Origin of the sequence: Ensifer sp. Root127 (assembly GCF_001425225.1) — a bacterium.
Taxonomy (GTDB): Bacteria; Pseudomonadota; Alphaproteobacteria; order Rhizobiales; family Rhizobiaceae; genus Ensifer; species Ensifer canadensis.
In genome coordinates this window covers 337,943-350,935 of the sequence record NZ_LMDX01000012.1, presented here as the reverse complement: position 1 = coordinate 350,935, position 12,993 = coordinate 337,943, and the positions used below count along the sequence as shown (strand labels likewise).

Below are 12,993 nucleotides of genomic sequence, written 5' to 3'. Positions count from 1 at the left end.
ACGTTCGTGCGACATCACTGGCCTCTGAACAGAGCCGGACGGTAAACCGCCCGGCTCTGTGCACTTTCTCATCTATCCCGTTGATTTCCTCGTCGAAGTGGTGCGCTTAAGCGCGTCGCGATCTTTCCGATTCGCTCACTGCGCTTTAGGCTCTTGTTTTTTGCCCGTGTCGTTATCGCAAATCCGCCGCACACTTTTGCGCGAAACGCTTTCGATATCGTCCGATCCATTTCCGGAGATAGCCATGCCGCATTTGAACGAACTCTCGCAGCACATCTTCGGCAAACCGATGGCCGAGCTCGGCGAAATCGAGCGCCGCATCCTGACCCGCGCCAAGGAACGACGCACCGTTGCAACCGACACCAATGCCGCGTTCAGCGCCGAGCTGTCCGTCGGCGACCGGCTCGCCGACGCCATTGCCAGGATTGGCGGCTCCTGGGGGTTCATTCTCAGCTTTTGCGGCTTTCTCGTCGTCTGGGTGATCATCAACACCGTCTTGCTGGTGACCGGGGCCTTCGATCCCTACCCCTTCATCTTCCTCAACCTGCTGCTTTCGATGCTGGCGGCGCTGCAGGCGCCGGTCATCATGATGTCCCAGAACCGGCAGGCCGAGCGCGATCGCTTCGCTGCGGCAAAGGACTATGAGGTCAATCTGAAGTCGGAAGTCGAGTTGATCGCCCTGCACCACAAGGTGGACGATGTGCTACTGCGCGAGATCGCCGAGCTGAGGACCGACATCGCCAATCTTAACCGCCAGCTTTCCCAGTATCGGCACATACCCGACAATGAATAGACACCGGACAAGCCACTAAAGCGCGCAAGAATCTGCAAGATTCCTAATTCAATCACAAATTTGTATTTTGCAACAATAGGCTATTTCTGACTATTGAAACAACCTATTAGCGTATCGAAAAATTAACACTTGGGGAGCACCGTCAAGGCGCAGGGACAGAGAAAAAGCAGTCACGGTTCGGTCGGAGTTGCTGATATGTCCAAAATAACGCGCCTGTTCGGCAGCCGCGATGGCGCTGCCGCAATTGAATTTGCAATCATCGCCCCTCTATTCTTTCTATGTGTGTTGACGTTGATCGCCTACGGCATCTACCTCAGCGCGGCCCACTCCATTCAGCAGATAGCCGCCGACGCAGCGCGCACCGCCATTGCCGGACTTTCCGAAGGCGAGCGAGAACGCCTTGCCACGGACTACATCCAGCGCACGACCATGGACCAAGCCTTCATCAAGCCGTCCCGTATGACGGTCACCGTCAAGGACGATGCTGGTAACGCCAACCAGTTTACCGTGAGGATCAAGTACGACGCCGGCGATCTCCCGATCTTCAACATGTTCACTTTCGCCATGCCGAGCGAAAATATCGAGCGCTTCGCTACGATCCGTTTGGGAGGTATCTGATATGGGTTTGAAAGCGCCGGGAATAGCACACCTCGCCCGATCAAGAGGTGGCAACGTCGGCATATCCGCCGCTCTCGTCATGCCGCTCGTGATCGCCTCCATGGGACTTGGCATCGACTACGGTTACCTCACGGTCCAGAAGCAGGAAATGCAGTCGACCGTCGATCTTGCTGCCATCGCCGCCGCATCGAACGTCTCCTCCGCCGAGCAGGCTGTTCTCAAGTACTTCTCCAACAACCATGTCAATTTCGCTGTTGCGACGCCCTCCGGCCTGTTGACCGTCGATGGCAAGGTTCTGCCGCCCGGCGACGTCGGGACGGAAAAGGTCGACGGCGTGGCAACGGTCACGCGTGGACGGTATGTCCCCGATCCGGGCGTCGCAGCCGGCCAGCGCTTCGTCAGGGATGCCGCCCCTTCGGATGCGGTCCAGGTACTCCTGGAAAAGAAGGGGCAGATCTTCCTTGCCTCCCTCTTCACCGCACCGCCGGACTTGAGCGTGGTCGGGACAGCGGCGAGTTCGAAGGTTGCCGCCTTTTCCGTCGGCTCTCGCCTCGCCAGCCTGAATGACGGCCTGCTCAATGCCATTCTCGGCCAGATGCTTGGCACCAACATTTCGCTGAAGGTCATGGACTACACCGCCCTGATCGACGCCGACATCGATATCCAGCCTTTCCTGAAGATCGTCGCGACCAAGCTCAGCCTGACCTCCGCCTCCTATGAAGACGTGCTCGACGCCAATTTGACCCTGCCGCAGCTCCTGTCTTCGATGCGGCTGTTCCAGGGGCTCTCCGGTACGGTGACCTCTGCCCTCAAGAGCATCGAGCTGGCAACGGCCAACAACAAGAAAACCTTCACCTTGGCGCAGATCCTCAATCTGGACCCGAAAAAGGACATGAGGATCGATGCCGGCTCCGACTGGACGATGAAGGTGAGTGCGCTGCAGATCGTCTCGGCCGCCGCCGCCATCGCCAACGGCGAGCATCAGATCGCGCTTAACGCGGTTGCCGGGCTTCCGGGCATAGCTTCGGCCACGGTGAAACTCGCAATTGGCGAACCGCCGGTCGAAACGCCGAGCTATCGCCTGGGAACCCCAGGAGCAGCGGTCCGCACGGCGCAGACCCGGCTTGCCGTCGAGGTGGGCATAGACGGGCTTGCGGCCCTTGCCGGTATGCGCATTCGGTTGCCGATCTATGTCGAGCTTGCCCACGCAGAAGCCAAACTTGCCGACATCCGTTGCTACGGCGGCAAGCCGGAGAACGCGGCAGTCGTCGTCGACGCGGTGCCGGGCGTCGCTGAGATCGCCGTCGGTGACGTCAATCCGAAGGTGCTTTCGAGTTTCTCCTTCGACGCTCGGGTCGAGCGCGCCCGCATCGTCGATGCGCTGGCGGTCAAGATCGACGCCATCGCTCACGTCGAGGCGCAGAACCTTCAAGCGTCCCGCCTCACCTTCAGCCCCGCCGAAGTGGCCGCACGCTCGATCAAGAGCGTTTCGACCAAGGACATCCTGTCGTCGACGACGAAGACCCTGCTCAACAATCTGGACTTGAACATTCAGGTGTTGTTCCTGACGCTCGGCAGCCCGACTATCCTGCAACAGGCGCTTGCCCAGACCTTGGCCGCGGTCACGAAACCGGTGGACGATCTGCTCTACAATCTGCTGCTCCTAGTGGGGGTACGCGTGGGAGAAGCCGATGTCCGCGTCACCGGCGTCAAATGTCAGCCACCGGTACTGGTGCAGTAACAGCCTCGCGACAGCACAAAGGGACTGGCAACGGAAAATCGATTGCCGATGCTTTCGAACAAAATGACGGGTTCGCACGTTATGGGCAAGGTAGAGCTGCTACATGCAGATGGGTTGAGTAGTATCGAAGCACACGTGGCGAGGGATCGGAACCCGAGGCGTATGCGAGAGATCGTCGGGAGACGTGCGCGACAGATGCAGTTGGTTGCAAAACAGGGGGATGCTGCACCGGAGAAACCGCTCGCCTTCACGGCGGACGGATTGCTGCGCAACCCGCTCCTGCGCGAGACGCTGCAGATCAGCGCTCGCGATCTGATGGCGGTCTATGATATTTTTCCACGTGTGGCTCGTCTCGTCGCCTCCCACCAGAAATGGACGCTGACCCAGGCCGCTTACGCGCTTCATCTTGAGCGCGACCCGTCTCACCCCGATTCGGGAGTGACTGCCGCGCGGTTGTTGAAGTTCATGCGCGAGACCGGCGGCGCAAGCAGGAACACGGCAGCCGCATTCCTGTCCGAGCTGCTCGCCTACAAGCTGCTGCGCGATGTCAGAGGTGAGCGGACGAACAAGAAGGTTCGCCCACTTGAGCCGACGGAAGTCAGCGAGAGCGCCATGATGCGTTGGTTCATGAGCCAAATGGGCACGCTCGACCGCCTCGATGGCGGCAGACGTCTGGAACATGTCGAGGCCGACACCTCTGTCCTTGGACGCACGCAGCCGATCGCGGCGCGAATGCTCCTGTCCGACAAGAATTGGAGCGAGCCCCCCGAAGGCGTTGCCATCTTCGTTTGGACCGAATGCGGGGGCTTGCTGCTCGATGACCTCATGGCGCGTCCGAAAAGCCTGACGCCCGTGGACGGAAAGGTCTGGCTGGAACTCAATCTCGCCGAGCTTGCCAACCACTACACCATCTCCAACACGCACGTGCGCAGACTGTTCACCAAAGCGCAGGACACAGGTTTCATCGGCCGATCGAACGACGGCTCCCGTGGACGCTTTTGGATGAGCGCCGGACTGGTCGACGAGTATTGTCGCTGGCAGGCTATAAAGCTCGCGGCCCTGGCCAATGCCTATGAGCGAGCCACGGACGGTGCAGTCCGGTTGGCGAAATAGGTCATTTCCTTCACTAAGTGCGGCCCGGCGTCGCCGGAGGTTCGCGCGCACGGATCGCGTCATCGCCTGGCGGCCGGAAGTGGCTTGAACGGTCCTACGACCGGCCCGCTTCAAACTTCGGCAGATCGTCGTTAATGTCGTAGAAATCGCCCTTGTCGGCACAGAATATGTGATAGCCGGGTAGGAGATCCGTCGGCTTCTCAAAGGCGCCGGCCATGATCGAGACGTATTCGGCGCTATCGGATTTCCAGAACAGAGCCGAGCCGCAGTTGCGGCAAAAACCACGCTGCGCGCCATCGCTCGAACGATACCAGGTCACGTCCTCCGCCCCCTCAAGTTCCATGTCGCGATCCAGCACATTGGTCGCGGCGTAATAGAGGCCCGTCTGCTTGCGGCATTGCGTGCAATGGCAAAAGATCAACTCGCGCAGTTCGCCCCGCGTCTTGAACCGCACTGCCGCGCAAAGGCAGCTGCCGCTGTGAATATCCGACATGGTCCCCGACCTCCTGAAACGAGAAATGCCGGGCCAGCTTCGCGAGCCGGCCCGGCATTGTCAATTTCATAGCGACCGCTCGAGGTTCAGAAAATCTGAACCGTGCGGCAATGCCTCAGTATCAGCCGTTGACGACCAGCTTCTTCTCGTCGCGGCCGCCCTTCATGCGCTCGGCGAGCAGGAACGCCAATTCCAGCGCCTGGTCCGCATTGAGGCGAGGATCGCAATGGGTGTGGTAGCGATCGGCGAGATCGTCACCCGAAAGCGCACGGGCGCCGCCGGTGCATTCGGTAACGTCGTTGCCGGTCATCTCGATATGAATGCCGCCCGGGTGCGAGCCTTCCGCACGGTGGATCTGGAAGAAGCTTTCGACTTCCGACAGGATCCGCTCGAACGGGCGGGTCTTATAGTTGTTGAGCGTGATCGTGTTGCCGTGCATCGGATCGCAGGACCAGACGACCTTCTTGCCTTCGCGTTCAACCGCGCGGATGAGGCGCGGCAGGTGCTCGGCAACCTTGTCATGGCCGAAGCGGCAAATCAGCGTCAGGCGGCCGGCTTCGTTGGCCGGGTTGAGCAGATCGATCAGTTCCAGAAGGCCGTCAGCCGTCAGCGACGGGCCACACTTGAGGCCAAGCGGGTTCTTGATGCCACGGCAATATTCGATATGGGCGTGGTCCGGCTGGCGGGTACGGTCGCCGATCCAGATCATGTGGCCCGAAGTCGCATACCAGTCGCCGGAGGTGGAATCGACACGCGTCAGCGCCTGCTCGTAGCCGAGCAGCAGCGCCTCGTGGCTGGTGAAGAAATCGGTTTCGCGCAGGCTTGGATGATTTTCAGAGGTGATGCCGATCGCCTTCATGAAATCCATCGTCTCGGAAATCCGGTCGGCGAGCTTGCGGTAGCGCTCTGCCTGCGGGCTATCCTTGACGAAGCCGAGCATCCACTGATGAACGTTGTCGAGGTTGGCATAGCCACCCATCGCAAAAGCGCGCAACAGGTTGAGCGTCGCGGCGGACTGGCGGTAGGCCATGATCTGCCGTTCCGGATCCGGAACGCGTTCCGCTTCGGTGAACTCGATGCCGTTGATGATGTCGCCACGGTAGCTCGGCAGCTCGACGTCGCCCTGCTTCTCGATGTTGGAGGAGCGCGGCTTGGCGAACTGGCCAGCGATGCGACCGACCTTGACCACCGGCTGCTGAGCGCCGAACGTCAGAACGACGGCCATCTGCAGGAACGCGCGGAAGAAGTCGCGGATCGTGTCGGCCCCATGCTCGGCAAAGCTCTCGGCGCAATCGCCGCCCTGCAGCAGGAAGCCGCGGCCTTCGGCAACATTGGCAAGAGCAGTCTTCAGACGCCGCGCCTCGCCGGCAAACACCAGCGGCGGATACTTCGCGAGTTTCGCTTCCGTTGCCGCAAGAGCCGCAAGGTCCGGATAATCCGGAACCTGCTGGATGGGTTTCTGCCGCCAGCTATTCGGAGTCCAAGTCTGTGCCATTTCGATCACCTGTTGTCTGCCGCGGACGTCGGTCCGCGCGGGTCGCGCCCTGACGGTTTCGACACCGCCCGGTATTCGGAAATTTCACTGCGTCCGCGCGCCCCGCTTCAGCGCGTGGCCAAGCCTTCGCGCCCGCTCGAAGCCGGTGACTTCGCGGATGCGGGCTTATAGACGTTAAGCGATGGCTTGGAAAGGCATCCTACCAGAATTCATGGTTTCCGGCGTCAGCAAAGCAACCGCCCTGCTCAGCCGACCCGCTCGCCCTTACGCACGCGATAGGACGGCGCATACATCGTCACAAGCTCTTCCGATGCTGTCGGATGCACCGCCATCGTCCGATCGAAGTCGTCCTTGGTGCAACCGGCCTTCAGCGAAATGCCGAGCAATTGCGCCATTTCGCCGGCATCGTGCCCGAGGATGTGGGCGCCCAGCACTTTGCGGTCGGCAGCGTTGACGATCAGCTTCATGATCATCTTTTCCTTCCGGCCGGAAAGCGTCGCCTTCATCGGCCGGAACTCGGCACGATAGACTTCCAGTTCTTCGAACTGACGCGCAGCCTGCTCCTCGCTGAGGCCGACGGTGCCGATCTCCGGCTGGGAGAAGACGGCCGTGGCGATCAGGTCGTGGTCGGGCGATACCGGGTTGTTCTTGTATTCGGTCTCGATGAAGCACATTGCCTCGTGGATCGCGACCGGTGTCAGCTGGACGCGATCGGTCACGTCGCCGAGGGCATAGATGCCGGGCGCGCTCGTGCGCGAAAAGGCGTCGACGACGATCGCGCCGCGCTCATCCGTGTTCACCCCGGCGCTTTCGAGCCCGAGGCCCTTGGTGTTCGGCACGCGGCCAAGCGCCAGCATCACCTGATCGACGGCGATTTGGCCGTGTTTCATCGTCTGCGCCACGCGCTTGCCGTCGGCGTCAGTCGTGACCGACTGGATGATGTCTTCGCAAAGGATCCGGATGCCCTTCTCTTCCATCGCCGTGTGCAGGCCGCGGCGGAGATCCTGATCGAAACGCGAGAGGATTTCCTTGCCGCGATAGATCAGTGTCGTTTCGACGCCGAGACCATGAAAGATATTGGCGAACTCGACAGCGATATAGCCACCGCCTGCAATCAGGATCGACTTCGGCAGTTCCGCCAGATCGAAAGCCTCATTGGAGGAAATGCAGAGTTCATGGCCCGGCAGCGCGTCATGCGGCGTCGGGTGGCCGCCGACAGCAATGACGATACGTTCGGCGGTCACGGTCTTGCCAGTGTCGAGCAGGCGAACCGTATTCGGGCCGACAAGCTCAGCCCGTGTACGCAGGATCTCCGCGCCGGCATTGGCGAGCCCCTTCTGGTAGAGGCCTTCGAGCCGCGTGATCTCCTGCTCCTTGGCAGCGACGAGCTTTTGCCAATCAAAGCGACTTTCGCCGACGGTCCAGCCGAAACCCGCCGCATCCTCGAAATGTTCCGAATATTGCGACGCGTAGACATAGAGCTTCTTCGGAACGCACCCACGGATGACACAGGTGCCGCCATAACGGAACTCTTCGGCGATCGCGACCTTCTTGCCGAGACTTGCCGCCAGCCGGCCGCTTCTGACGCCACCCGAACCGCCACCGATTACGAAGAGGTCATAGTCGAAAGCGGGCATGGGCGAACTCCTGAAGGTCGTGCAAGCTGCAATTAGGACAATTAGGGGACCGCGGACCAGGCATTTTCGCCGGCGGCACGCCCCGCTCGGGGGGCAGTCCCCCGTCGCAGGCACATATAGTGTTGCACTGCAGAAAAAGAAAAGCCCGGATTGCTCCGGGCTCCCCAAAACGTGATGTTTAGCCCAGCTGACCCGAGCTCTCTCCGACCGACCGCGGATTATTGGGCGGGCGGTGTCTCAACGGTGCCTTCAATACGTGGCGGAGCCGAAGTGCCGACCTTGGCGTCGAGCGACTTCGTGGCTTCGGTGTTGAGGTCGCGCGACACGCCGGCTGCCCAGATGTCTGCCGCCTTCAACAATTCGCGCGAAGCAATCGGGCCGTCGTTCAGAAGCTTCTTGCCGGCCGTCGACTTGTAGAACTCGGTAATGGCGTTCAGCTCTTCAAGCGTAAAGGTCTTGGCGTAGATCGTCGCGGCTTCGTTTTCGAGATCGGCGCGACGCGCTGCCAGGGTCAAAGCCTTTTCGTCGACGGTCGCGGTGATCAGCTCCTGGAAGTTCGGCGAAGCCTGGATCAGAGTATTCTTCAGACGCTCGGCGAGGTTCGGCAGAATGTTGTCGAAGTTGTTGGTCACGCCGAGTGCAGCGATGGTCGCACGCGCGGCCTTGATCTGGGCGTCGGACACGTCCTGAGCCTGAACCGGAATGGATGCAGAAAGGAGAACCGCGGTGGCTGCGAAAGTGCGGACAAGACCTGCGAGTTTGTTCATTTTTATCCATGCTCCTGTGTTTGTCGCATGCTGCCGGGGCGATTGCCGCCGCCAGGCCCGCATGTGTGGTAACCTGTTTTCTTCACCGGCCCCTGCTCCCCAGGGAGCGACGGGAACCGGCTCAAGATGCGGTCAGAATGCGTGCCTCTTCCGGTCCGGCAATAATTGCCAGCGACGCGATGCCTATGAAAAGTCCATGCTCGACCACGCCCGGAATGGCATTCAGCTCTCCCGCGAGCGCATCTGCATCAGGAATACGGCCAAAAGATGCATCAAGAATGAGGTGTCCACCGTCCGTCTTGAAGGGGCCGTCGCCTGAGTTGCGCACGGAGATGTCACCGGAAAGACCGAGACGCGAGGCCACCTTTTCGATGGCGATGCGCGTTGCCACCTGGCCGAAGGGATTGACCTCGATCGGCAGCTTGAATGCGCCGAGAACATCGACGACTTTCGATTCATCGGCGATGACAATCATGCGCTTGGAAGCGGCCGCGACGATCTTCTCGCGCAGCAATGCGCCGCCGCCGCCCTTAATCAGTCGCAACTGACCATCGACTTCGTCGGCACCATCGATCGTCAGGTCCAGTTCCGGAAGTTCGTCCAGCGACTTCAACTGCACGCCAAGCTCCAGGCACAGCCGCGCAGTACGCTCGGAGGTCGGAACGCCTTCGATGCGGAAGCCCGCAGCGACCTTCTCGGCCAGGAGCCGAACGAACTCCTCGGCAGTCGATCCCGTCCCAATGCCGAGACGCATGCCGTCTTCGACATGTTCGAGCGCCGCTGCCGCGGCTTTGATTTTCATTTGGCGGGCGTCCATACGCCAGTCGCTCCCTTTTTACCCACCGGATGTGGATGCGGTTACCCACCTTCTCCATCCGTTTTCCGCTGAGACACTTACACGCCCAAAGCTGCAAACAAAAGCCAAAATCAGGGGCCCGGCCCGGATTCCTGGTCCCTTCCCACACACACTTGCCATTGCATTCTCTTGCAACTTCGCCTACCCGAACGACAACTCTTTCCGGCTACGCGAGGTTCACCTCTTGTCTTCCCCCATTGTCGTCTTTGATCTCGACGGAACCCTTGTCGATACGGCGCCGGATCTGGTGGCGAGCCTCAACCATGCGGTGACCCAGGCCGGCGTCGAGCCGGTCACCTACCGCGACCTCACCCATCTCGTTGGCCACGGTGCCCGCGCGATGATCGAGCGGACTTTTGCGCTTCGCAACAAGCCGCTCGATGAAGAAGCGTTGGCCTGGCAGATGAAGGAGTTCGTCGACTTCTATCATGGCTCGATGCCGGGTGATTCCCTGCCTTACCCGGGCATGCTCAACGCACTCGACCGGCTGTCGGCGGCGGGCTTCAAGCTCGCAGTCTGCACCAACAAGCCGGAGATGCTGGCAAACCGGCTGCTCGAGCGCCTAGGCCTCATCGATCGCTTCGCGGCGGTTTCCGGTGGCGACACGTTCGAAATCCGCAAGCCGAATGCCGACCACCTGCTGCGCACGATCGCCAATGCCGGCGGCAGTGCCGCGCACTCGGTGATGATCGGTGACAGCCTCAACGATATTCTGGTCGCCCGAAACGCCGCGATCCCGTCGATCGCCGTGCCGTTCGGCTATTCCGACGTGCCGATCGAAAGCCTGGAGCCGACAGTGATCATCCGCCACTTCGACGAGTTGACGCCGGCGCTGGTGACAGGGCTTTTCAACGGCAAGTAAGCGCGCGGGCGCTGGGCCTGAGGTTTTGATCCGCATCTGATCGAGGATAGAGCCCACTAAGATCAATCGTCATTGGCAGCGCGCACGTAGCAGGTTCCTGCGTCGCGCCGCTTCTCGCATCGCAAAAACACGCTACGTTCCTCTCGCGTCACCACCACCTAAACGAAAAACCCCATGGAGAAGCTCCACGGGGTCTGAAATTCTGTCGTCGAACACGGTGCCAGTGCGAGTGGCGCCATCGCCTAATTGGGACTTACCCCTCGGCCCGGCGAGCGTCGCGGGTGGCGTCGAGGGCGCGGTTCACGTACATGTCGCGCTCATACACGTCGTCGAAATACTCGATGACACCGTCCTTGTTCGGCCAGGCGGTAAAATAGGCGACGTAAACAGGAACCTTCTGCGGCACCTGCAACGCCTTGTTGCTGCCGCCGCCGATTTCCTTGCCGACATCCTCGACGCTGGTGCCAAGCACGGCCGCTGCCATCCGGCGCGGATCGGCGAGCCGCACGCAACCGTGGCTGAGTGCGCGCTGGTCACGCTTGAAGAAGCTCTTCGACGGCGTGTCGTGCATGTAGATGGCATGCGCATTCGGGAACAGGATCTTCAGTTCGCCAAGCGCGTTGTCGCTGCTCGGCGGCTGGCGCACGGCAACCGAGGCGGTCGATCCGGTCCAGTTGACGGAAGACGACGGCACTGAGCGCCCGCCTATCTCAACCTGATAGCCCATCCGATCGAGATAACCAGGGTCGTTGCGCAGCTTCGGCAGCATCTCGTTGATGATGATCGACTGCGGCACGCCCCAGTATGGATTGACCTCGACGGTCTGAATCTCATCCTGGAAGAAATAGGTCTGGTTCGCCTTTGAACCGACGACGACGCGCATCGAAAACTGCTCGGCGCCATTGTCGCTATAGGACGCGGTAAAGGCCGGCTGGTTGATGAAGACGTAGCGGTTGCCGAGCCCATCGGGAAGCCAGCGCGCCTGTTCCATCGCGACTTCGAGCTTGTTGATCTTGCTTGCCACGGTGTCGCCACCGGTCAGGAGTCGCAGCGACGCCTGACCGACGACGCCATCGGCCTTCAGGCCATTCTCCTTCTGGAACGCTTCGACGAGCAGAACCAGCTCAGGCGTGTACTCAGGGGTTCCTTGATAGGCCGCGAGCACTGCGGCGTGATCCGACTTCAGCGTCTCGGAACCCTTGATGCGGATCCCGGCGACGATGTTGGCAAGTTCCGGATTGCTTTGGCCCGGCTTCAGGAGCGTGCCCGGCGCGATCTCGACACGCTGTTCCACGCTCTTCTCTGCACGAAGGCGCTCGAGTTCAACCGACAATGCAGCGAATTGTTCGCTCTTCGGGTTCTGATCGTTGAGCAGCGTGGCAACATCGGAGCTTGCCGACATCCTATCGAGGAAGGCTGAGAGATCGACGGTCTTGCGCTTGAAATCGTGATAGCCGGAGATCTTGTTGGGATCGATGCGGCCACGCACCGTGTCCTCGACATAGGAAAGCGTTGCCGCCGACAGCGCGATTTCGAACTGAACAAGTTCCTTTTCGCGCGCGATCATATCGCCGCGGTCGAATTCATCAGCAGGCACCTGAACGGCATAATCCTGCGGATCGAGACCGACCTTTGCTGCATCGGCAAGAACGGCAATCGCCCCCTTTGCGCGCGCGTTGACACCGGTGCCGTCGATCCAGACGAAATCAGAACGCGAGCCGTAATGGGTCTCGATGGCTTTTGCCACATTCGAGGTCGTGCGAACCTCAACGTCAGGCATGAATTGACGGGCATCGGTGAGCGCCGCACGCAGCATTGGCGGCAGCGCTTCGTTGCGCACAGAACCGGTGACGACCGGATCGAGCAGCCTACCGGTATCGACCCGGCGCAGAGGTTCCGCCTTGTAGGTATAATAGCGAGGGCCGGTCACCTTCGGCAGCGGCGTGGAGACCGTCCTCTGCTGCGGCTGCCCCATGGAACCGACACCGGGCAGCGGCTGGCCGGACTGCATCTCCTGCTTCGGCGTCTTCTGTCTGCCGCCGCGGATAAGGTCCATCAACGTGATGGCCGCAGCCGGCCGCACATCGAAGGTTGCAATCGAACAGCTGCTCATGAGCGCTACGATCGCTGCCGTCTTGAAAATTCTCATGTGAAACTACGTCCCCGTATCGCGTTGTCGCCGAACTCGGCTTTAGCCAGATTCTCGCCACGCCCTCGTGCTCTAAAACTTATAGAAAAGGATGGTGAATGAAAAGGAAACGCGCCTCCCCGAACGTGCATGAAAACACCTCTGCGTGTTAAAAAAACCGCTTGATTGCCAGGACGTTCGAGGGGGCGTAAAAATTTGATTTGCATCGACATTAGTGTCGTTGCCACCCGGCCCGCACGGCAAGGCGAGCAATGCGAGCCTTAAAGGAAGGCAACGAATGTGACTGAAACGCCACAAGGAATCCGGGTTCGCCGCGCGCACGCGAATCAGCCGCTGCACGACTGCAAAGGCCGCTCTTTGTCGCACGCCCGCCTTTCAAACGATTGTAGCATTGCCAGCTCCGGGGCCACCTCTTTACAAGCCTTGCCAGCCGGGGCAGAGAGAGGCCCGGCACCTTGGGGAAGGGACA

The 12,993-nt window shown here is 60.6% G+C and carries 11 protein-coding genes; 5 read left to right on the top strand and 6 right to left on the bottom strand.

Annotated features, from left to right (window positions below; all coding sequences use genetic code 11):
- Positions 1-244 precede the first annotated feature (244 nt).
- From ASD03_RS16290 to ASD03_RS16275, 4 genes are all read left to right on the top strand, one after another.
- A complete protein-coding gene (locus ASD03_RS16290) occupies positions 245-793 on the top strand; it encodes a DUF1003 domain-containing protein (protein WP_025427232.1) in 549 nt (182 codons plus the stop codon).
- 195 nt (positions 794-988) lie between these two features.
- Positions 989-1,411 (top strand): TadE/TadG family type IV pilus assembly protein, encoded by a 423-nt coding sequence (locus tag ASD03_RS16285; RefSeq protein ID WP_025427233.1) that lies wholly within the window; start codon positions 989-991, stop codon positions 1,409-1,411.
- 1 nt (position 1,412) lies between these two features.
- Entirely contained in the window at positions 1,413-3,152 is a 1,740-nt protein-coding gene (locus ASD03_RS16280) for a pilus assembly protein TadG-related protein (protein WP_057214304.1), read from the top strand.
- A gap of 162 nt (positions 3,153-3,314) precedes the next feature.
- Positions 3,315-4,265, top strand: coding sequence for a hypothetical protein (locus tag ASD03_RS16275; protein ID WP_038576148.1), 951 nt, complete (start codon positions 3,315-3,317; stop codon positions 4,263-4,265).
- 94 nt (positions 4,266-4,359) lie between these two features.
- Here the strand turns inward: ASD03_RS16275 and ASD03_RS16270 are convergent, their stop codons facing one another.
- From ASD03_RS16270 to rpiA, 5 genes are all read right to left on the bottom strand, one after another.
- Positions 4,360-4,758 (bottom strand): GFA family protein, encoded by a 399-nt coding sequence (locus ASD03_RS16270; protein WP_025427236.1) that lies wholly within the window; start codon positions 4,756-4,758, stop codon positions 4,360-4,362.
- Positions 4,759-4,879: 121 nt separating this feature from the next.
- A complete protein-coding gene (locus ASD03_RS16265; protein WP_025427237.1) occupies positions 4,880-6,253 on the bottom strand; it encodes a 3-deoxy-7-phosphoheptulonate synthase class II in 1,374 nt (457 codons plus the stop codon).
- 245 nt (positions 6,254-6,498) lie between these two features.
- Positions 6,499-7,890, bottom strand: coding sequence for a glutathione-disulfide reductase (gene gor, locus ASD03_RS16260; RefSeq protein ID WP_025427238.1), 1,392 nt, complete (start codon positions 7,888-7,890; stop codon positions 6,499-6,501).
- Between the two features lie 218 nt (positions 7,891-8,108).
- A complete protein-coding gene (locus ASD03_RS16255; protein ID WP_025427239.1) occupies positions 8,109-8,657 on the bottom strand; it encodes a DUF2059 domain-containing protein in 549 nt (182 codons plus the stop codon).
- A 121-nt stretch (positions 8,658-8,778) separates the two neighbouring features.
- Entirely contained in the window at positions 8,779-9,474 is a 696-nt protein-coding gene (gene rpiA, locus ASD03_RS16250; RefSeq protein ID WP_025427240.1) for a ribose-5-phosphate isomerase RpiA, read from the bottom strand.
- A 223-nt stretch (positions 9,475-9,697) separates the two neighbouring features.
- Between rpiA and ASD03_RS16245 the strand changes: the two genes are divergently transcribed.
- Positions 9,698-10,375 (top strand): HAD family hydrolase, encoded by a 678-nt coding sequence (locus ASD03_RS16245; RefSeq protein ID WP_025427241.1) that lies wholly within the window; start codon positions 9,698-9,700, stop codon positions 10,373-10,375.
- 253 nt (positions 10,376-10,628) lie between these two features.
- On the opposite strand, the gene ASD03_RS16240 is transcribed toward ASD03_RS16245, so the two are convergent.
- On the bottom strand, positions 10,629-12,524 hold the full coding sequence (locus ASD03_RS16240) for a murein L,D-transpeptidase (RefSeq protein WP_025427242.1): 1,896 nt from the start codon (positions 12,522-12,524) through the stop codon (positions 10,629-10,631).
- Between the last annotated feature and the right edge of the window lie 469 nt (positions 12,525-12,993).

Coding starts and splice junctions, on each gene's coding strand:
- ASD03_RS16265 (WP_025427237.1), bottom strand. CDS start 6,253: ATGGCACAGACTTGGACTCCGAATAGCTGGCGGCAGAAACCCATCCAG.
- ASD03_RS16255 (WP_025427239.1), bottom strand. CDS start 8,657: ATGAACAAACTCGCAGGTCTTGTCCGCACTTTCGCAGCCACCGCGGTT.
- ASD03_RS16285 (WP_025427233.1), top strand. CDS start 989: ATGTCCAAAATAACGCGCCTGTTCGGCAGCCGCGATGGCGCTGCCGCA.
- ASD03_RS16280 (WP_057214304.1), top strand. CDS start 1,413: ATGGGTTTGAAAGCGCCGGGAATAGCACACCTCGCCCGATCAAGAGGT.
- ASD03_RS16240 (WP_025427242.1), bottom strand. CDS start 12,524: ATGAGAATTTTCAAGACGGCAGCGATCGTAGCGCTCATGAGCAGCTGT.
- ASD03_RS16270 (WP_025427236.1), bottom strand. CDS start 4,758: ATGTCGGATATTCACAGCGGCAGCTGCCTTTGCGCGGCAGTGCGGTTC.
- ASD03_RS16275 (WP_038576148.1), top strand. CDS start 3,315: ATGCGAGAGATCGTCGGGAGACGTGCGCGACAGATGCAGTTGGTTGCA.
- ASD03_RS16290 (WP_025427232.1), top strand. CDS start 245: ATGCCGCATTTGAACGAACTCTCGCAGCACATCTTCGGCAAACCGATG.
- gor (WP_025427238.1), bottom strand. CDS start 7,890: ATGCCCGCTTTCGACTATGACCTCTTCGTAATCGGTGGCGGTTCGGGT.
- rpiA (WP_025427240.1), bottom strand. CDS start 9,474: ATGGACGCCCGCCAAATGAAAATCAAAGCCGCGGCAGCGGCGCTCGAA.